Raw genomic sequence first — 18,995 nt, 5'->3', positions numbered from 1 at the left:
TGCGTTGGGCGGGAGGACGAAGGCGATGGCAGGAAAAAAAGTGAAGAAGCAGGCGCCGGGGAGCAGGGTGCAGGCGCACTACAAAATCGTCAGCTCCGACGTGTGCGCCGTATGCCGGCAGCAATGCGAGCGCGGCATCCGGTACATGGCCCGGCTGGAAAGGCCGGGGGCGGTAGGCAACGGCGTTCCCTGCGTGCTCACCCGTTATTTCAAATGATTATCGGATCCGGTCCGGATGCGTATACACGTTCATGGCGCCGCCTCTCAGGAAGCCGACGGCGGTGAGGCCGAGCTCGTCGGCGAGCTGCAGGCCGAGCACGGTCGGCGCCGATTTGGACAACAAGACCGGTGCGCCGATTTTGACCGCCTTCAGGACGACCTCGGACGAGAGCCGGCCGCTGAAGGCGACGATTTTGCCGGATGCGCTCAAGCCGCGCATCAAGCTGTGCCCGTACAGCTTATCCAAGGCGTTATGCCGGCCGATGTCGGAGAAGCGCGCCTCGATGCCGGCCTCGCCGAACAGGGCGGCGCCGTGCACGCCGCCGGTCAGCCGGTGCTCGGCGGACGCGTCGTGCAGGGCGCGCATCAGCTCGTAGCAGCGGCCGGGCGTCACGGCGAACGACGGGTCGGCGCCGATCGGCCGCGCCGTCCGCGCGTCGGCGTGGAAGTAAAACGACTGCCGGCTTTTGCCGCAGCAGGAGCCGATGCGCCGCTTCGCGAAGGCGGCGGGATCGAGCGCGTCGCGCCGGACGAGCCCGACATAGGCGATGCCGCGGTTCTCGTCGATCGCCAGGCTGGCGATGTCGGCCGTCCCCCGGATCGCGCCTTCCGAAGCGAGAAACCCGACCGTCATCTCCTCGAGATGATCGGGGGAGCAGACGATCGTGGCGAATTCGGCATCGTTGACGATAACGGTAAGCGGGTATTCCTCGGCGACGGGATCGATCGCTTCGGTCCAGATGTCGCCGTCGTATTTGCGCGCAAGCCAGCGGCCTGTGCCGATGATGTCGCTCATGTCGCTCATGTCGGATCGCTCCTTGTCGTTCGCGAAATCGCGGATGCCGCGAGGAAATCGTTCGTGGTATTATACTCATAATAGCATGAACGAACGCGAACGGAGGAGCCCCTCATGGGTAAAACGAAGCATACCGGGCCGGTCAAGCTCGACCGGACGCCGAAGCCGGCGCTGTGGGTCAGTGCGGCTCCGCTCGGGCTCGGCAAGGTGAAGCCGCGCCATATTCGGGATACGTTGAAAGCGCTTTACGAAAACCGCGACAATTTGCCCTACGCCTACCGTATTTTGACGAAGGGCGTATGCGACGGCTGCGCTCTCGGCGTATCGGGCCTGCGCGACCGCACGCTGACGGGGCCGCATCTGTGCACGACCCGGCTGAACGTGCTGCGGCTGAACACGATGCCCGCCATCGAGCCGCATTGGTTCGAGGACGTGGAGAAGCTCCGGGCGATGGACAGCGCGTCGCAGCGCCGGCTCGGCCGCATTCCGTATCCGCTGATCCGCCGGAAAGGGGAGAACCGGTTTACCCGGCTAACGTGGGACGAGGCGCTCGATCGGATCGCCGCCAAAATCCGTTCCGTCGATCCGAAGCAGCTCGCCTTTTATTGGACGGCGCGCGGCATTACGAACGAGACGTATTACGCGGCGGCCAAAGCGGCGCGCTTCCTCGGGACGAACCATATCGACAACGCCTCGCGGATATGCCACTCGCCCAGCAAAACGGCGCTCAAGCGTTCGCTCGGCATCGGCGCGTCGAGCTGCAGCTACAAAGATTGGATCGGCACCGACGTGCTCGTCTTCTGGGGGTCCGTCGCCGCGAACAATCAGCCCGTCTCGACGAAATATATGTACGCCGCGAAGAAGGCCGGCACGAAAATCGTCGTCGTCAACCCGTACCGCGAGCCGTCGATGGAACGGTACTGGATCCCGTCCATAGCGGAAAGCGCGCTGTTCGGTACGAAAATCGCGGACGAATTCGTCCAGGTGAACATCGGCGGCGACATCGCCTTGATGAACGGCGTCATGAAGACGTGGTTCGAGATGGAGAAGGCGCGTCCCGGCTCGGCGATCGACCGCGCTTTCGTCAACGCGCATACGACGGGCGTCGAGGACGTAAGGCGCCACGTCGCCTCGCTCGATTGGCCGACGCTCGAACGAAGTTCGGGCATGACCCGGGAGAAGATCGCCGACTTCGCCCGGCTGCTCGCCGCAGCCAAGACGGGCGTATTCGTCTGGAGCATGGGGCTGACGCAGCACCGGTTCGGCACCGACAACGTTTCCCAGCTCGCCAATTTGGCGATGCTGCGCGGCTTCGTCGGCCGCGAGAAGTGCGGGCTCATGCCGATCCGCGGCCACAGCGGCGTGCAGGGCGCCGGCGAGATGGGCGCGGAGCCGATGTCGCTGCCGGGCGGCGGGCCGATCGACGACGAGAGCCGCAGACGGTTCGAGGCGCTGTGGGGGTTCCCGATCCCCGATTGGCAGGGCGACATCGTCGGCTTGTCGCTCGAAAACGCGCTGCTGCCGGACGGCCACGAACGGCGGACGCGCGTGTTCTATACGAGCGGCGGCAACTTCCTCGAGACGATGCCGAAGCCGGATTTCGTCCGGAGATGCCTCGAGAGCGTCGAGCTCCGCGTCCATCAGGATATTATCCTGAACACGTCGACGCTGGCCGACGCGAGGGAGGAAGTGATCGTGCTGCCGGCGATGACGCGCTACGAGCAGCCGGGAGGGGGAACGTCGACGAGCACGGAGCGGATGGTCTACTTCAGCCCGGAAATCGACGGACCGCGCATCGCGGAAGCGCGCGCGGAATGGGACATCGTCACCGAAGTGGCGGCGCGGGTGAAGCCGGAGATGCGGGGGAAGATCCGGTTCCGCTCGGCGCAGCATATCCGCGACGAGATCGCCGCAGCCGTACCGTACTACGACGGCATCCAGCATTTGGCCAAAGCCGGGGACGTGTTCCAATGGGGCGGCGCCTGGCTTTGCGAGGACGGGGAATGTCCGACGGCCGACGGCAAGGGGAAGCTGCTGCCGATCCAGCTCCCGGAGCTGCGCAAGCCCGAAGGCCATTTCCGGGTGACGACCCGGAGAGGCAAGCAGTTCAACTCGATGGTGTACGCCGCCGTCGACCCGTTTAACGACGCGAAACGGGACGACGTCCTGCTTCGCCCGTCGGACGCGCGGGAACTCGGCATCGCGGACGGGGAGGCGATCGTCGTGTACAACCGGAGCGGCACGCTGTACGGCCGGGCCAAGCTCGCCGAGATGGCGCCGGGCAACATCGGGGTGTATTGGCCGGAAGGCAACGTGCTGTTCCCGAAAGGGGTCTACGAGCCTTATGCCGGCATCCCGGAATATAACGGGACCGCGATCGTCGAGAAAGCCGAGACGTTTTTCGCCTTCAAAGACACCCGGTATGCGGAGCGCCGCATCGCCGAGCTGGACGTCGGCACGGAATGACGGAGCGGCCCCGCGGCCGCATGACGAAGCCGGAGAAGGCCGATCTCTTCCGGCGCGACAAAGAACCCCTTCGCGAAAGGCGAAGGGGTTCGGACATATCGATTAAGCGGTAGCGGTTATCGGGTGTATCTCATCACTTTAACGATCAACCGGTCCAATTGCTGACTGATTTCCAACACGTGGGGATGTCCGAAATTGTACTTGTGCTCTTTCGCAGTCCGAACGAGCAGCTGCTTCAATTGGTTGATTTCACGATTCAATCCGATATGATGGCTCATGATGACTCCCGCTTCCCCTTCGATTGTATATTTCTGTATCAGTTTACATGATTTTATCCCATCGCGTAACTTCAATCTGAGCATGCTTATTTTTGTTTACAAAAGATGGGTATTTCGTGTAAAATATATGGATTTTCCGGTTGCCGTTACCACTGCCGGTGAATACGATGTATCGTGCGGGCTGCACGAACAGGATCGACAGGCAGGAGGCGAACCGGATTGGACATCGTATGGAAGGGAAACGCCAATACCAACTCCAGCAGCAGGGAAGGCTACGTCCCTTTCGTCATCGTCGACCATATCTCGGTCGGTACGATGTCGAGCTTGGACAATTGGTTCACGGACCCGAACAACAACGTCTCGTCCGCCCATTTCGGCGTCGCCAAGGACGGCCGCATTCACCAATATGTGCAGATCGAACGGATGGCGTGGGCGCAAGGCATTCCCGCAGACCGGATTCCGCAGGCGCGGGCGCAGGTCGTGCGCGATATGGGCGTCAATCCGAATTTGTACTGCGTATCGATCGAGCACGAGGGGTACGACGGCGACTTGACGCAGGCGCAATTCGAAGCGACCGTCTGGCTGCACCGGTACATTCGGGATTATATCGCCGGCGCATACGGCAAACGGTTCCCGCTGGACGAATACCACGTCATCGGCCATTATCAGGTGAATCCGGTCGGCAAGCCGAACTGTCCGGGGCCGGCGTTTCCGTGGGAGCAGCTGTACGCCACGCTTGCGGAGATGGAGGAGGGAGACGAGGAGATGGAACAATTGCTCGCGCAGCTGCAGGAGCTGCAAAACCGCGTCGCGGCGCTCGAAAGCCTCGAGCGGTTGGACGAAGTGCCCGCATGGGCGCAGGATGCCGTGCAGGCGGCCGTCAGCCAAGGGCTGATCGATACGCCGCAGGGCGGCTCGTACGACTTTTACCGTCTGCTGACCGTCCTGCACCGCAAAGGCATCATCTGACCGCGAGCCCCGAAGCCTGCGGCGAAGCCGCTTTCCGGCATCGTCCGCCGTGGCGGATCGGGGACTATTTTTGGAGTCGATTGGTAATATAAAACATTATTGTAACTATATTCACGTCGAAATGCAAAACATTTCTCCGCCCGCTCCCGCAACTTTTCGTTCGACATCGAGTATAACGATTCAGAACGACACGCTTGATGGGGGTATCCGATAATGAAGGTGAAGCGGCTTGCAGCACTAACTGCCACGCTGGTCGTGCTAGGAGCTGGGATCGTTTACGCAAGCTCGCCTTGGGGTGAGTACCAAGGATTTGCGAAAGTCAGAGTGCAATTGAACAATTCGGGCGTCGCCACCGACGACGTACCCGCTTTCATGATCAACGGCCGCGTCGTGCTTCCGCTTCGCTCGCTCTCCGATTCGCTCAATGCGATCGTCAAGTGGGACGACGACACGAAGACGGCATCGATCTACAAGCCCAACGTACATATGTTCGTAGCGACGGATATCGCCAAGGACGACTCGCCCAAGACGCCGTTCGGCAAAGTGAGCAAAGGAAAAAAGCTCAGCTTCGTCGTCGCCGCGCAAGTGGACAGCCTCGCCACGCCGATTCATTCGTTCCGGATCGATCTCGTCGCGCCGGACGGCTCGGTCATTCGAAGCACGGACGCGGTAGCCCTCGAAGGAAGCAAGGACAGCTTCTGGTACAGCTGGCCGCTCGAAGGCGTCACCTTCGACGCTTCGGGCACGTACAAGGTGCAGTTCAAAATCAAGCTCGACGATTCCCGCGATTATGCGGTCGTTTCCGAGAAGACGATTACGTCCGAATGACCCCGGCGGAGCGGTTCGCTCCCGGCCCTTCATTGACCCGCCATTTGGAAAATGGTACGATAGGAAAGATTTGAAATTCTATCGATGAAATGAGGGCTTGGCATGAGCGAGCATCAGCACGACGAGAATTGCGGCTGCGAAGACCACGAGGACGAAGTGTTCATCCTGACCGACGAAGACGGCAACGAGCACGAGATGGTGATCGTATATACGTTTGAAACGAAAGACAAAGCATACGCCGTATTGCTCGACCGGAACGAACCGGAAGCGGACAGCATCATTTTCCGGATCGAAGAGGAAGGCGAAGAATCGTTCCTCGTCAATATCGAGGACGACGCCGAGTGGGAGCACGTAACCGCGGTGTACGAGCAGATCGTGGAGACGGAAGCGAACGCGTAAAGCGGCGAAACCCCCTTGTCCGGCAGGACGAGGGGGTTTTTGTTCCGTTCAAGCCGCGCATGCGGGCCTTTCTCTTATTTGCGCGGATTGAAGTACATCGTGCGGCCGTTGAACAACCGCAGCTCCGCCTTCAGGCGGCGGGCCAAATATTTGCACAGCTCGTTGCCCTTCGACTTGTCGCCGTGGGTCGCATCGTCCGGAAGCGTCACTTGGACGTACGCCTTTTCCTTGTCGCCCTCCGTCTTGGTGCCGACGCCGAACAAAATATATTTGTAGAGTGGATTGAGGCCTTTCAAATAAAACCATTTGCCTTCGCCCTCCGGCTTCGTCTCGACCGAATACGGGAAGGCGGAAGCGGCGTAATCCCAGCCGAGCTGCCGGCCGGTCAACGAGGTTTGCTCCTTGTAGCGGTCCAGATGCTCCTTCAGTTCGTCGAGCGTCAAGGCGGAAGCGGCGGATCCGTCCACGAGATAAATGTAAGCGCTTTGCGCCATCGTTGCACCACCTTTGTCGTTGGCGTTTTTCCATGACCATCATAGCACTTCGGATTCCCGATGACAATATGTCCCACCGGGGGGCGAAGCGGCGCATGCGCGCCGGCGGCAATGTCAATTCGGCATTGTCACCGAACCGTCGGCGTGGTATAGTATGAAAACAGAACAAATATTCAGAATATTCAAACCAAAAGGAGTGTGACGCATCATGTTCGAACGACTGTACGATACCGCGGAGCAAGCGAATATCCAATTTGTCGGGTATGCGACCGAACGGACCCGCTACGATTTCGGCATCGTCTATACGAACGCGTTTTTCGGCAAGCCGCTCGTCGTGTGCATGCAGACGAACCGATCGTCCCTTTTGGACTACCACGACCTCGACAACTTGACGCATTTGCAAAAATCGTTCCGGCTGACTCCGGTGGAAGCCGCCGAGGTGTCGTCCTTTCTCAGGCAGCTGATCCCGCCGCTGCCGGCCAAGGATCAATATTGACTCGGCGGGCGTCCGGCGCGCCATGACGCAACCGGAAAGAGCGTTCCCCTTCGATGGGAACGCTCTTTGTCGTTATCGCGCATTCGTTTAGAAGATCGGCTTCGTCTCGACGATCACCTTGACGTACTCGATCGTGCGGTCCTCGGGCCCTTTCACCGGCAAGCCGACTTCGAGATGGTCGACGATATAATCGATGTTGTCCTGCGAGATGACCTCTCCCGGGAGCAGGATCGGGATGCCGGGCGGATAGACGTAAATAAATTCGGCCATGATACGACCGGCCGATTCCTTGAACGGCACGAGCTCGGTATCGCCGTAGAACGCGTCGCGCGGCGTGAGCGACAGCTGCGGAATTTCCGGAATTTCGATGACGAGCTCCTTCGATTCGCGCGCGCCGCCCGTCTCACGGGAAAGCTCCCGCAGCGCCTCGAGCAGCGTGTCGACGTTTTCCTGCGTATCTCCCGGCGTGATGAGGCAAAGGATGTTGTACATATCGCTAAGCTCGATCTCGATATTGTACCTTTCCCGCAGCCAATTTTCCGCGTCGTATCCCGTAATGCCGAGATGGCGGACGTGAACGGTCACCTTCGTCGGATCGTAGTCGAAGGTCGCCTCCGTCCCGAGGATGTCTTCGCCGAAGCAGTACAAGCCGGGAATTTCGTTGATGGCGCTGCGCGCGTACTGGGCGAGTCCGATCGCCTTCTCCGCCATCGCTTTGCCGTTCAGCGCCAAGTTCCTTCTCGACGTGTCGAGCGAGGCGAGGAGCAAATACGACGTCGACGTCGTCGTCAGCATGCTGATGATCGTCTGAATGCGCCGTTGGTTAATGCGCGGGCCTTGGACGTTCAGCACCGAGCTTTGCGTCATCGAGCCGCCCAGCTTATGGACGCTCGTGGCGGCCATGTCGGCTCCCGCCATCATCGCGGAGAGCGGAAGCTTGTCGTGGAAATGGATAAGCGAGCCGTGCGCTTCGTCCACGAGCACCGGAATGTCGTAGCCGTGCACGAGCTCGACGATTTCCTTCAGATGGGCGCATACGCCGTAATACGTCGGATTGATGACGAGAACCGCCTTCGCGTCCGGATGCTTCTCGAGCGCCTTGCGCACGGAGCTGGTCGTGACGCCGTGGTCGATGCCCAGGTTCGGGTCGCGCACGGGGGAGACGAACACCGGCTTCGCGCCGGAGAAGATGATCGCCGATAAAATCGATTTATGTACGTTCCGGGGAACGATGATTTTGTCGCCTTCCCCGACGACGGACATGATCATGGTCATGATGGCGCCGCTCGTCCCCTGCACGGAGAAGAACGTATAGTCCGCTCCGAACGCGTCGGCGGCGAGCTGCTGCGCTTCCTGGATGACGCCGGTCGGTTGATGCAGATCGTCAAGCGGCGCTATATTGATCAAGTCGATCGAGAGCGCGTTGTCTCCGATAAACGATCGGAACTCCGGATCGGCTCCCGCTCCCGTCTTGTGCCCGGGGATGTGAAATTGAATCGGGCGTCTGGCCGCATGTCGGGTCAATGCGGTGAATAAAGGGGCGCGGCTGTGATCCATGCGGTCATCCCTTCCTTCCAACGAATTCGAATGATATGCTTAAACAAGCTTGAGTATATCAAATTGGGGGAGCGATGCAAGTCCGTCTTTCATGAACGGAGCGAGTCGGGGGAATACTGGAAGGAAGCGTCCGCGCATCCTGCGGCCGGACGCCGTACATAAAGCGAATCTCAGAGGTGAAGGCATGAACCGGCTCCAAACGTTTTGGGCAACGCAAAGGCAGTTTTTCACGCCGTTCGTCGTCCTGCTGCTCGTCATCATGTTTATCGTCGAATTCGTCAAGGGAGCGATCCTCGTCTCCATCTTGCCGATTTACATGAAGTCGGCGCTGGGCATTACGACGTTTATTATCGGATGGACGATGGCGCTTCAATACATCGGGGACAACTTGTTCCGCTCGCCGATCGGCTGGCTGATCGACAAGGTCGGCTACCGGCCGGTCATGCTGACCGGCATCGTCCTGACGTTTTTGTCCGTCGTCATTCTCGTGACGTTCTCGAACCATTACTGGATCATGCTCGCCTGCACGCTGCTCGGCGTCGGAACGTCGCCGCTGTGGCCCTGCGTCATTACGGGGGCGACCGAGTCGGCGGGCGAGAAGGCGACCGGCACGACGATGTCGGTCGTGTACATTTCATGGCTTTCCGGCGTCGGCTTGGGGCCGGTCGTCATCAACTTTTTCATCGCGGACTCGTATACGCCGGCATTCCGGGTATTGATCGGATTGATGGCGATATGCGTCGTCGTTACCTTTTTTTTGCCGGGACGCCGCCGGGACGCGGCCGATTTGAAGACGCTCGTGCACGATTTCAAGGAGCGCAAAGGGCCGGCGGAGGCGGGAGGCGGCAACGTGTTCGTCCGGCAGCTGGACAAAATGCGCCGCTATTTGGACGAGGCGAACCGGTCGCTGAACGTCGGCTGGGCGTTTTACGCCGCGCTGTTCGCGCAGACGTTCGCGATCGGGCTGCTGACGCCGGTGCTGACGCTGTATGCGCGGACGGTGCTTCAGTTGACGCCGTCCCAATACAGCTTGTTTCTGGTCGCCGGGGGGGCGATCACGGTGCTGTGCCTCATCCCGGTCGGCAAGCTGGTGGACCGATGGGGCGTTCGTCCGTTTATCAATACGGGCCTTCTTCTTAGCGCCGGATCGCTCCTTACGTTTACGTACATCCGTTCGGTGTCGCTCGTCCTCGTCCTCGTCGCGCTGCTCGGCATCGGCTACGCGCTCATCATTCCGTCGTGGAACGCGCTCATCGCCTCGGTCGTCCCGAAGGAGAAGCGGGGGGCGATATGGGGCTTTTTCCTGACGATCGAAGGGTCCGGCAACGTCATCGGCCCGATCGTATCGGGCAAGCTGTGGGACACGCTCGGTCACCGCTCGCCGTTTGTGGCGAGCGGCCTCGTCCTCGCCACTTTGTTCGTTCTCCAATTGTTCATTTTCGCCCGGCGAAAAGTTATGGTAAGATAAGGAGAGCGCCCGCAGGCGCTTTCTTTTTGCGTACGGATGTTTCGTTCGGAATAGGGGAGGCCATTCGTTCAATGAGAAAACAATTGTCCGCGATCATGCTCATCTTGATGACGATTTTCATCGGGTTCGGCATCATCATTCCGGTGCTTCCGGAAGTCGTCAGCCCGTTTCACCTGAATATGATGCTGATGCTGTACTCCGCCGTCTCCTTCGTCATGTCGCCGTTCTGGGGCTCGCTGTCCGACCGGATCGGCAGACGCCCGGTGCTGCTGCTCGGCCTGCTCGGCTTCGCGGTCAGCTTCCTGCTGCTCGGGCTCGCCGGCGACAGCCTGTGGCTGATGTACGGATCCCGGCTGCTCGGCGGTCTGTTCTCCGGAGCCGCGACGTCGTGCGCCGTCGCTTACGTCGCCGACGTGACGACCGAGGAGAACCGGACGAAAGGAATGGGGCTCGTCGGGATGTCGATCGGGCTCGGCTTTATTTTCGGTCCGGCCGTCGGCGGCTTGCTGAGCGGGTTCGGGCTGTCCGTTCCGTTCTTCGTCTCGTCGGCGCTGTCTCTCGTCACGCTTCTGTTCGCGGCGAGCCGGCTCGTCGAATCGCTGCCGGCCGACAAGCGGGGTCAGGCGCGGAAGCGGCCGTCCCGGTGGAGCGCCTTTTCCGGCTCGTTGAAATATTTGTACGTTTTGTCGTTTTTCGTAACGTTTACGCTCGCCGGCCTGGAAGGAACGCTGCAATATTTCGAGGCGCTCCGATTCGGCGCGGGGCCGATGGACATGGGCATCATGTTCCTCGTCAGCGGCATCGTCGGCGCCGGCATCCAGGGCGGCGTCGTCCGCCGGCTCGTCAAGCCGGGCGACGAGACGAAGGTGATCGCGATCGGGCTTGTCCTGTCGGCGATCGGCTTCTTCCTCATCCTGCTTTCTTCGAGCCTGCTGACCGCCACCGTTTACATGACCGTCTTTGCGGCCGGCAACGCGCTGATTCGGCCATGCGTCCTGTCGCTCATTACGCAGAAGACGAAGGCCGGCCAAGGGGTGGCGACCGGGCTCAACTCCTCGATGGACAGCCTCGGGCGAATCGCCGGCCCGCTGATGGGGATGGGGGCGTACCATCTGAACGTCCATCTGCCGTTCGCGATCGGCGGAGCGCTCTGTCTGGCGGCGATCGCGCTGCTCGTGCCGTTCCGGGCGCTCGACCGGCGGGCGGGGAAAGCGGCGGGCTGAATCCGATGCCCGCCGCCCGTTCGGCGAACGGGCGGAACGTTTCGTTTGCTTTTTCCGTTCGCCTGTGGTAAAGTATAACTAACTGGAAAACGTAATCCGATTCACATATTGATAATCGTTATCATTTGTGAGAATGGTACCATTATCAATGTGTGAATTTTTATTTTCGAATAAAAAGAACATATTAGTTTCTGATGGAAGGAGTGACCTCCATGCAAACCGGAACAGTAAAATGGTTTAACGCGGAAAAAGGCTACGGCTTTATCGCGACGGAAGGCGGAAATGACGTATTCGTTCATTTCAGCGCCATTACCGGCGACGGCTACAAGTCGCTGGACGAGGGCCAACGCGTACAATTCAACGTGGTTCAAGGCAATCGCGGACCGCAAGCCGAAAACGTAGTCAAGCTGTAATCGAAAAAGCTGCCCTGCCTCGTCGTATGGGCGGCTTTTTTACTTCAGGCCCTGTGTTGGCGATCCATACCACTATCGGAAGGGGTACCCCGATGAACAAGCGCAGACGGTTTACGGAAGAGCTCCCGCTCGAGGAGACCGAAATTTGGTCTTGTACGAACGACGGATGCAACGGTTGGATGAGGGACGATTTCGCTTTCGATCATACGCCGACCTGCCGGCTTTGTTTGTCGCCGATGACCCGGACGATGAAGATGGTTCCGGCGATCGCCGGTCCGAGCGGCGGCGCGAAGCCGCTGAAGAGCGGAACCGACGTCTGAGCCGGCCCCGATACCCGGCATCCGATTCGGTGCCGCATCATGTCATGACAACCTCGATCCCCTTTTTCCGCACGCGGAAAAGGGGATTTTTTGTTGGTGACTTCTGTAAACGCTTCAGCTATAATTACTCGTGATAGAACCGCACCGGCTTGTCGGACATCAGGAGGGACCCGCATTGAGAGGATGGCTGTTCGGCCGCAAAGCCCGTATCCGCTTCTCCATAGCCGCCGCGATCGCGTTCGTGCTGCTGTACGCGCTGCACTTCGCCCCCGTCGTAGGCAACGATAACAAGCCGAAGCAGATGCTGCTTCGGCTCGAAGACGTCGGCCCCGGCGGACAGTACGAAGGCCCCGAGCAGCTCGGCAAGCTGCGTGCCGTCCTCGACCTGTTGAAGGAACGCGGCGTCCGGTTCCAGATCGCGGTCATTCCGCGCTGGGTCAACATCGGGAAGGACGGGAAGCGGTACGACGTATCGATCGACCAGCTCGACAACGAATACGTCCGCTCGTTCGTGTCGCTTCTTCAGGATGCGGCCCGTTCCGGAGCGGTCGTCGGGATGCACGGCTACACGCATCAGGTCGGCGGCGTCTTCCGTGACGACGGCCAGCACGAATCCGGTATCGGCAACGAATTTTTCGTACCGGACGCCGGGGAGACGATGACGCCGCAATTCGCTTCGCAACGGGTGGAGGAGGCGGCCGAAACGTTTCGCCGCGCCGGGCTGTTCCCGTATTTTTGGGAAGCGCCCCATTACCATACGCTGCCGGAGCAGGACGCCGTCTTCCGCAACTATTTCGGACTTCATTTCCAGGCGGACATGCAGGCGAACCGCAACGCTTTGCACCCGCAATACTCGACCGCGCGCAACGCGGGGGACGGGGCGCCGTCGCTCGGAGCGGTCAACGTGCCGACGCCGCTTTCCTATATCCCATACAACCGGGACGTCGATATCATCATGAACCAGCTCGGCAAATCCGATAAGCTTCCGGCTTTTTTCTTCCATCCATTTTTGGAATTCCGTCATTTGATCCCGGTTACGGACGACGAAGGGAATCCGGTCGTTCGCGACGGCTTGCCGCTGTACCGGTATCCGGACGCGGAGAAAAGCCATCTGCAGCGGCTGCTGCCCCGGTTGGCCGAGAAAGGCTACGGCTTCATCTCGCTCACCGACTTCATTCCGTTCGTCCCGGCGCACAGCGTCAAGGTAGGGACGTCGATGGAAGGAGCGGTCGAGACGGCCGACGTCACCGGTGACGGCCAAGCCGACGTCGTCGTCTGGGACCGGGGGAAAGGAGAGATCGTCGTTCGGGACGGCCAGTTCCGCGGCCTTCGCAACGAGGAAAGCGGTCCTCCCCGGAAGTGGTGCGACGTCGCGTACGGAAAAGGAGACGTCTGGACGCTATTGGACGACGACGGAGACGGCAAATCGGATTTATGGGTCATGCGGTCGACGGGGGCGATGGAGTCGTACCGGTCGCAAGGGGACCGGTTCGTTCCGGCCCGTACGTGGAGGAAGGGCAAGCAAGGATGGACCGACATGTATGCGTTGAGGCGCGGACCGAAAGAATGGGTCATCGCCGGGGAAGCGGCGGACGGCAGCCAGCTTGAAAGCTTCTCCCTTCGGCAGGGGGAGCTCACGCCGCTCGCGCCGCGGGCGTGGGACCGGAAATTTCCGGTACGGCTGACGGTCGGCGATTTGGACGGCGACGGCCGCGATACGCTGCTCATCCCGTTCCCGCATTCGTCCCGGTGGATCGAGCTCATCCCGGACACGGAGGCGAAAAAGTGGAAGCGCAGCGTGCTCGAGCTCGACATACCGACCGGAGAGAACGGCACGGTCAAGGTCGGCGACTTCAACGGCGACGGCAAGGACGACGTCCTGTTCTGGGATGCGGAGGAGAAGCGATTCGCCGTGTACCGGCAAACCGATCCGATGAAGTTCGAGCTGTTGTCCCGGATGGGACCGTGGGGACATTCGACGGGGGAGCTGTTCGTCTGCGACATGAACGGCGACGGGAAAAAGGACGTAGCCGAGCTGGCCAACGACGACTCGTACCTCGATACGGCGCTGTCGTTTCAATCGAAAACGCCGTTTCCGGCGGAGAGCCGCCATTAGATGCGTAAATCAGAGGGCTATCCCTATAAGGCCAGTCATCGGCCGGGGGATAGCCCTCGTTTGTTGGATCGATACGGTTACGCAACCGGGGGTCGGCCCGATGCCGATAAGCCGTACAGGATGAAGTCGAGCGTCGTGTCGATCTCCTTGGCGTCGTCCCATTCGCGCTCCGGCAGCATGACGAAGCGCATAAGCAGGAAGCCGAGAATGGCCGAGGCCGACAGTCTCAGCACCGATTCGGGCGGAATCGGTACGATCTGCCCTTCGTCCTGAAACTTGCGGATGACCGGCACGATCCGCTCCAACACCTTTTTGCCGACCCGTTCGACAAACTGTTCCTTCAGCTCCGGATGGAACGGGATTTCCTGCAGCATGATTTTGATGACGGGCAAATGGTTGCGGGCGAATTCCGCCCGGTTGATCAAGACGGCGCGCATGAAATCTTCGTACCGGGCGTACTTCGCATCCAGCACCTTCGAGAAGTCGCGCAGCACGAACGGCGCGATCAGCTTGCTCATCATCGGCGCGACGATGGACAGGAGCAGCTCCTTCTTCGTTTTGTAGTGCCGGAAAATGGTACCTTCCGCGACCGCCGCCCGCTGGGCGATCTCGCTTGTGGACGAAGCCGCGAACCCTTTCTCCGCGAACACCTCGATCGCCGCGTTCAGGATGCGCAGCTGCTTCTCGGTCATTTTCCCTTCTTCGTCGTAGGATTGGAGCAGCTCCTTCACCCATTGCTCCACCGGTTCGGACATGCGGCTCCCCTCCTCTCGAAACGGGCATGTCGCTTGCGATTTCGTTCAGATGCGCCGATGCTTCTTCAGCGCGAATACGTTCAAAACGAGGACGACGGCGGAGAAGCCGAGCAGGACGTAAACGTCGGTCGCGATATCCGCCCAGCCTTTGCCGCGGATCATGATGTCCCGCAGCGCGTCGGCGCCGTATGAAAGCGGCATGAGCCGGCCGATCCAGCGCAGCCATTCGGCCATCGTGTCCATATTGAACAGGCCGGAGAAAAACACCTGCGGCACGATAACCAACGGAATAAATTGTATCATCTGAAATTCGTTGTTGGCAAATGCGGACAAAAACGTGCCGAACGTCAGCGCGGTGACGGCAAGCAGCAGCGTCACGAGCAGGACGTAGACGAACGAGCCGGCCATCCGCATATCGAGAACGTCGATCGCAAACCAGGCGATGAGCGCGGACTGAATCGTCGTAAAGAGGCCGAAGCCGGTCACGTAGCCGACGACGATTTCCCAGCGGCGCAGCGGGGAGGCGAGCAGCCGCTCCAGCGTGCCGCCGGTCCGTTCGCGCAAAAAGGAGACGCCGGACAGCAGGAAGACGAAAAAGAAGACGAAAAAGCCGATCAGCACCGGACCGAAATGGTCGAAGGCGGCCATCGAAGCCGATCCGTGCAAATACGCGACGGCCGGCTCCGCCGAGGCGGCGGCCGGGTTCAATGCCCGGACGGCGTGCTGCAGCAGCAGGAGGACGGCTTTGTTCGCGGACGGGTCGCTCCCTTCCAGCCGGACGGACGGCGCACCGCCTTCGATCGAGACGATCGCGTCGATCCGGGCGTCGGCCAGCGCCCGTTCGGCCTCCTCCGCGGAGTAGCGGCGAACGATTGCGTCGCTTTGCTCGAGCTTCCGGACGAAGCTGTCGGGAGCTTGCACGACGGCGATTTCGGGCCGGTACGGCTCCCCGTTGAAGACGAGCGACATGAGCAGCAGAACGAGCATCGGGGCGACGATCATGAGCGCGAGCGTGCGCTTGTCGTGCCAAAATTGGCGCAAAATGCGGATAATGAGCGCGCGAATTCTCATCCGGCGGCACCTCCGTAACGGAGAAACGCCTGCTCGATCGTAGCCGAGCCGGTTTCGCGCTTCATCGATTCGGGCGTGCCGACGGCGATCAGCCGGCCGTCGCGAATCAGGCCGAGCCGGTGGCAGCGGTCCGCCTCGTCCATGACGTGCGTCGTGACGACGACCGTCGTGCCGGACCGGGCCAGCGACTCGAGCTCCCGCCAAATCGACTGGCGAAGCACGGGGTCGATGCCGACGGTCGGTTCGTCCAATAGAAGCACCGGCGGCTCGTGAAGGAGCGCGATCGCGAGCGACAGCCGGCGCTTCATGCCGCCGGAGTAGCTGCGGACGGGGCGGTTCAAATGCGCCGTCAAGCCGACGAGCTCGATCGTCTCGCCGATCCGCTTCTTACGGCGGCCGCCCGCCAGCCCGTACAGCGCCGCGAAAAACTCCATATTTTCGCGGGCGGTCAGCTCGGCATACAGCGCGTCCGACTGCGCCATGTAGCCGATGCGCCGCAGCTGCGCCAGCTTCGGCATCCGCTCCCCGAGCACGTAGACGTCGCCCGCGCTCGCCTCGTCGATGCCCGCGATCAGTTTGACGAGCGTCGTTTTGCCCGAGCCCGAAGGCCCGAGCAGTCCGAATATTTCCGATTCGTTGACGGCAAGCGTAATGCCTTCGAGCACCGTCTTGCCGCCGAAATTCCGCCCGACCGACTCCAATCGGATGCAATCCGTCCGTGTCATGTCGCATCCATCCTCTCTGTTGAAGTGAGTAATCACTCATTATTAGTCTACGTCATCGGATGTGATGTTGTAAATGAGCAAGCACTCACTTTTTTTGGGGATGCCGTACGATAACCGCCGCCGAATCGCGGTGGAGGCGCGATCCGGCACGTTACGGCTGAACAGAAGGAGGGATCGGGAAGGGAGAACTCGCCGGAAATGCCGTTTGGATGAATCGGGCGGAGGCGGGAGCGGAGCGACGGCGTCACGCCCGGTTATCCGGAGCGACGGCCGGTTCGGGCGTTGACGCCCTTTTCTCGTGCTGCACGTCGTCCAGCCATTTGATCCCCCATGCGTCCATTTCGTGCAGCACGGTTTGAAAGTCGATTCCTTTCGGCGTAAGCGAATATTCGACCGTCACCGGAGTCGTCGCGTAGACGCGGCGGTCGACGATGCCGTGCGATTCCAGGTGGCGGAGCGTGTCGGACAGCGCCTTCGAGCTGATTTGCGGCAGCTGGCGATGCAGCTGGTTATACCGCTTCGTGCCGGAGAACAGCAAATCGAGGACGAGAAACGACCATTTGCCGCCGAATATTTCCAGCACTTTGGACACGTTGGCGCGGCAAGCGATAGGGCAGAACGGTTCGGACATCTGGGATACCTCCTGTTACAATAAGTAACTAAGTATACTTTTATTCACCACATATAAATTATTTTCGTACTTCACATTTTATAGTTGTAGAATTAAAATAGCAACTGTACGAATCATAAGAAAAGAGGAGAGAACCAGAATGTCCAAAGACTTTTTGACTTCCGTCCGCGAAAGAAGATCGATTTACGGCATCGGGAAGACGTCCCCCATCTCGGACGATCGAATTGTGGAAATCGTCCGCGAAGCGGTCAAGCATACGCCGTCGTCGTTCAACTCCCAAAGCGGCCGCGCCGTCGTTCTGCTGAACGAGCAGCACGACAAGCTGTGGGACATGACGACCGCCATTCTGAAATCGATCGTCCCGGCGGATCAATTCGAATCGACGCAGCAGCGGATGAACGGCTTCCGCGGCGGCTACGGCACCGTCCTGTTCTTCGAGGACCAATCCGTCGTCGAAGGGCTGCAAGCGCAATTCCCGACCTACGCCGACCGGTTCCCGATCTGGTCGCAGCAATCGAACGGCATGCTGCAATTCGTCGTCTGGACCGCGCTGGAAAACGAAGGGCTCGGCGCTTCGCTGCAGCACTACAACCCGCTCATCGACGACAGCGTGCGCGCGGAATGGAACCTTCCGGCCACTTGGCAGCTCGTGGCGCAGCTGCCGTTCGGCCAACCGTTGGCGCCGGCGGGCGAGAAGCAGTTCAGCCCGGTCGATGACCGTCTGAAAGTGTTCCGCTAAGCAAAATTCGGTAAATCGTCACCCCCCGTACTGTCCCGTTGTGGCACAATGGAATCGATCGGCATGAACGATGGCGATCGCCACGAACTAGTACGAGGGCGGTGACGGTTCATGGACAAATGGCACGGCGCGGCTGGCGTCTGCGTCGACGAGGCGGGACGGCTGCTGATGGTGCTGCAAGGGAAGCCGGACGAAGAGAAGCGGTGGTCCGTCCCTTCCGGCGGCATGGAAGCGGGGGAAACCCTCGAGCAATGCTGCGTCCGGGAAGTATGGGAAGAGACCGGCTTCCGGGCGCGGGTCGTCGAACAGGTATTCGGCAAGGAAGGAACGGTCGGCTCGGTCGAGTTTTCGGTGACGTACTACGAGATCGAGCTCGTCGGCGGAACGGCCGCGATCCAGGATCCGGACGGACTCATTCACGACATCGCGTGGAAAACGGCCGGCGAAATCGAATCGCTTTCGCTTTCGTTTCCGGAGGACCGGGCGTTTTTGCTCGATTATATCCGGAACAAAAGCGGCCGCGGTTCCTTGTAACCTCTGCGCCATCCCGGCGCAAAACGGCAAGCCCCCGACTTTCCGCAAGGAAGGTCGGGGGCTTGTCCGCGTTCGGCCGGATCAATACAGCGACAAGGCGAGCGAGTCGTTTTCGTTGAGGCAGTGCAAAATCGCTTCGCCTCCGTCGATTTCGATGCTGATGAGCGAAGCCAAACATTTTTTCATCGCCGATTTGCCCGTTTCGATTTTCGTCTCCAACGCTTTCAGCAGCTTGTTGTACGCCTTTTTCGACGTCGAATTTATGAAGTAAACGGGAATGCGCCTATTCTGGAAATGTATCAACGTTCTCATCGGAAACCATCCTTTCGTATCGGTCCGCCTCGCTTCCGCGCCCCAATAAGTCGACGAAGCGCGGCCGCTTCGCTAGGAATGCCTCGATCGTACAGCTCTTATAAATAATTTAAATAATGAACATTAAAATAACCTTAAAAGACGGTTACACAAATGTGAAAATTTTGTCCGCGAAACTTCAAGCGG

22 protein-coding genes are annotated in these 18,995 nt (G+C 60.1%); 13 read left to right on the top strand and 9 right to left on the bottom strand.

Annotation, left to right across the window (positions count from 1 at the left end; translation table 11 throughout):
• Nucleotides 1-25: 25 nt before the first annotated feature.
• Nucleotides 26-217, top strand: coding sequence for a hypothetical protein (locus DLM86_RS13485; RefSeq protein ID WP_110840713.1), 192 nt, complete (start codon nt 26-28; stop codon nt 215-217).
• Here DLM86_RS13485 and fdhD read toward each other — a convergent pair whose 3' ends face one another.
• On the bottom strand, nt 218-1,024 hold the full coding sequence (gene fdhD / locus DLM86_RS13480; RefSeq protein WP_245954576.1) for a formate dehydrogenase accessory sulfurtransferase FdhD: 807 nt from the start codon (nt 1,022-1,024) through the stop codon (nt 218-220). It abuts the gene before it with no gap.
• 105 nt (nt 1,025-1,129) lie between these two features.
• On the opposite strand from fdhD, the gene DLM86_RS13475 reads away from it, so the two are divergent.
• Nucleotides 1,130-3,481 (top strand): FdhF/YdeP family oxidoreductase, encoded by a 2,352-nt coding sequence (locus DLM86_RS13475; protein WP_110840532.1) that lies wholly within the window; start codon nt 1,130-1,132, stop codon nt 3,479-3,481.
• A 116-nt stretch (nt 3,482-3,597) separates the two neighbouring features.
• Here the strand turns inward: DLM86_RS13475 and DLM86_RS13470 are convergent, their stop codons facing one another.
• Entirely contained in the window at nt 3,598-3,759 is a 162-nt protein-coding gene (locus tag DLM86_RS13470; protein WP_110840531.1) for an aspartyl-phosphate phosphatase Spo0E family protein, read from the bottom strand.
• A gap of 219 nt (nt 3,760-3,978) precedes the next feature.
• On the opposite strand from DLM86_RS13470, the gene DLM86_RS13465 reads away from it, so the two are divergent.
• The 3 genes from DLM86_RS13465 (at nt 3,979) to DLM86_RS13455 (ending at nt 5,955) form a co-directional block, all read left to right on the top strand.
• Nucleotides 3,979-4,728 (top strand): N-acetylmuramoyl-L-alanine amidase, encoded by a 750-nt coding sequence (locus DLM86_RS13465; protein WP_110840530.1) that lies wholly within the window; start codon nt 3,979-3,981, stop codon nt 4,726-4,728.
• A gap of 324 nt (nt 4,729-5,052) precedes the next feature.
• A complete protein-coding gene (locus DLM86_RS13460) occupies nt 5,053-5,556 on the top strand; it encodes a stalk domain-containing protein (RefSeq protein WP_245954574.1) in 504 nt (167 codons plus the stop codon).
• A gap of 102 nt (nt 5,557-5,658) precedes the next feature.
• Nucleotides 5,659-5,955 carry a DUF1292 domain-containing protein gene (locus DLM86_RS13455; protein ID WP_110840528.1) on the top strand — a complete coding sequence of 99 codons (297 nt, stop codon included), beginning with the start codon at nt 5,659-5,661 and terminating at the stop codon, nt 5,953-5,955.
• 74 nt (nt 5,956-6,029) lie between these two features.
• Here DLM86_RS13455 and DLM86_RS13450 read toward each other — a convergent pair whose 3' ends face one another.
• Nucleotides 6,030-6,449, bottom strand: coding sequence for a DUF1885 family protein (locus tag DLM86_RS13450; protein ID WP_110840527.1), 420 nt, complete (start codon nt 6,447-6,449; stop codon nt 6,030-6,032).
• A gap of 208 nt (nt 6,450-6,657) precedes the next feature.
• Here DLM86_RS13450 and DLM86_RS13445 point away from each other — a divergent pair, with 208 nt between their 5' ends.
• On the top strand, nt 6,658-6,945 hold the full coding sequence (locus DLM86_RS13445) for a DUF3055 domain-containing protein (protein ID WP_110840526.1): 288 nt from the start codon (nt 6,658-6,660) through the stop codon (nt 6,943-6,945).
• An 87-nt stretch (nt 6,946-7,032) separates the two neighbouring features.
• Here DLM86_RS13445 and DLM86_RS13440 read toward each other — a convergent pair whose 3' ends face one another.
• Nucleotides 7,033-8,502, bottom strand: a complete 1,470-nt coding sequence (locus DLM86_RS13440) for an aminotransferase class I/II-fold pyridoxal phosphate-dependent enzyme (protein ID WP_110840525.1) — start codon at nt 8,500-8,502, stop codon at nt 7,033-7,035.
• A 184-nt stretch (nt 8,503-8,686) separates the two neighbouring features.
• Here DLM86_RS13440 and DLM86_RS13435 point away from each other — a divergent pair, with 184 nt between their 5' ends.
• The 5 genes from DLM86_RS13435 to DLM86_RS13415 all read left to right on the top strand — a co-directional run bounded on the left by DLM86_RS13435 (nt 8,687) and on the right by DLM86_RS13415 (nt 14,042).
• Nucleotides 8,687-9,970 (top strand): MFS transporter, encoded by a 1,284-nt coding sequence (locus DLM86_RS13435; RefSeq protein WP_110840524.1) that lies wholly within the window; start codon nt 8,687-8,689, stop codon nt 9,968-9,970.
• A gap of 71 nt (nt 9,971-10,041) precedes the next feature.
• Nucleotides 10,042-11,193 carry an MFS transporter gene (locus DLM86_RS13430; RefSeq protein ID WP_110840523.1) on the top strand — a complete coding sequence of 384 codons (1,152 nt, stop codon included), beginning with the start codon at nt 10,042-10,044 and terminating at the stop codon, nt 11,191-11,193.
• A gap of 212 nt (nt 11,194-11,405) precedes the next feature.
• Nucleotides 11,406-11,606, top strand: a complete 201-nt coding sequence (locus tag DLM86_RS13425; RefSeq protein WP_110840522.1) for a cold-shock protein — start codon at nt 11,406-11,408, stop codon at nt 11,604-11,606.
• A gap of 92 nt (nt 11,607-11,698) precedes the next feature.
• Nucleotides 11,699-11,926 carry a cold-inducible protein YdjO-related protein gene (locus DLM86_RS13420; protein ID WP_110840521.1) on the top strand — a complete coding sequence of 76 codons (228 nt, stop codon included), beginning with the start codon at nt 11,699-11,701 and terminating at the stop codon, nt 11,924-11,926.
• A gap of 175 nt (nt 11,927-12,101) precedes the next feature.
• Nucleotides 12,102-14,042 (top strand): DUF2334 domain-containing protein, encoded by a 1,941-nt coding sequence (locus tag DLM86_RS13415; RefSeq protein WP_110840520.1) that lies wholly within the window; start codon nt 12,102-12,104, stop codon nt 14,040-14,042.
• A gap of 77 nt (nt 14,043-14,119) precedes the next feature.
• Here DLM86_RS13415 and DLM86_RS13410 read toward each other — a convergent pair whose 3' ends face one another.
• The 4 genes from DLM86_RS13410 to DLM86_RS13395 all read right to left on the bottom strand — a co-directional run bounded on the left by DLM86_RS13410 (nt 14,120) and on the right by DLM86_RS13395 (nt 17,224).
• Nucleotides 14,120-14,797: a TetR/AcrR family transcriptional regulator gene (locus DLM86_RS13410; RefSeq protein ID WP_110840519.1), complete on the bottom strand. Its 678-nt coding sequence runs from the start codon at nt 14,795-14,797 to the stop codon at nt 14,120-14,122.
• A 45-nt stretch (nt 14,798-14,842) separates the two neighbouring features.
• Complete coding sequence (locus DLM86_RS13405; protein ID WP_110840518.1) at nt 14,843-15,868, bottom strand: ABC transporter permease; 1,026 nt, start codon at nt 15,866-15,868, stop codon at nt 14,843-14,845.
• The gene (locus tag DLM86_RS13400; protein ID WP_110840517.1) at nt 15,865-16,593 is read right to left on the bottom strand and encodes an ABC transporter ATP-binding protein; all 729 of its coding nucleotides are present in this window, start codon (nt 16,591-16,593) and stop codon (nt 15,865-15,867) included. Before DLM86_RS13400 ends, DLM86_RS13405 begins: the two co-directional genes overlap by 4 nt.
• 244 nt (nt 16,594-16,837) lie before the next feature.
• Nucleotides 16,838-17,224, bottom strand: coding sequence for a winged helix-turn-helix transcriptional regulator (locus tag DLM86_RS13395; RefSeq protein ID WP_110840516.1), 387 nt, complete (start codon nt 17,222-17,224; stop codon nt 16,838-16,840).
• 139 nt (nt 17,225-17,363) lie between these two features.
• On the opposite strand from DLM86_RS13395, the gene DLM86_RS13390 reads away from it, so the two are divergent.
• Nucleotides 17,364-17,963 carry a nitroreductase family protein gene (locus tag DLM86_RS13390; RefSeq protein ID WP_110840515.1) on the top strand — a complete coding sequence of 200 codons (600 nt, stop codon included), beginning with the start codon at nt 17,364-17,366 and terminating at the stop codon, nt 17,961-17,963.
• Nucleotides 17,964-18,074: 111 nt separating this feature from the next.
• Nucleotides 18,075-18,497, top strand: a complete 423-nt coding sequence (locus DLM86_RS13385) for an NUDIX hydrolase (RefSeq protein WP_110840514.1) — start codon at nt 18,075-18,077, stop codon at nt 18,495-18,497.
• 81 nt (nt 18,498-18,578) lie between these two features.
• Here DLM86_RS13385 and DLM86_RS13380 read toward each other — a convergent pair whose 3' ends face one another.
• On the bottom strand, nt 18,579-18,809 hold the full coding sequence (locus tag DLM86_RS13380) for a hypothetical protein (RefSeq protein ID WP_110840513.1): 231 nt from the start codon (nt 18,807-18,809) through the stop codon (nt 18,579-18,581).
• Nucleotides 18,810-18,995: the final 186 nt, after the last annotated feature.

Origin of the sequence: Paenibacillus flagellatus (assembly GCF_003217775.1) — a bacterium.
Taxonomy (GTDB): domain Bacteria; phylum Bacillota; class Bacilli; order Paenibacillales; family NBRC-103111; genus Paenibacillus_AB; species Paenibacillus_AB flagellatus.
This window is presented reverse-complemented; position numbering and strand designations above follow the sequence as displayed.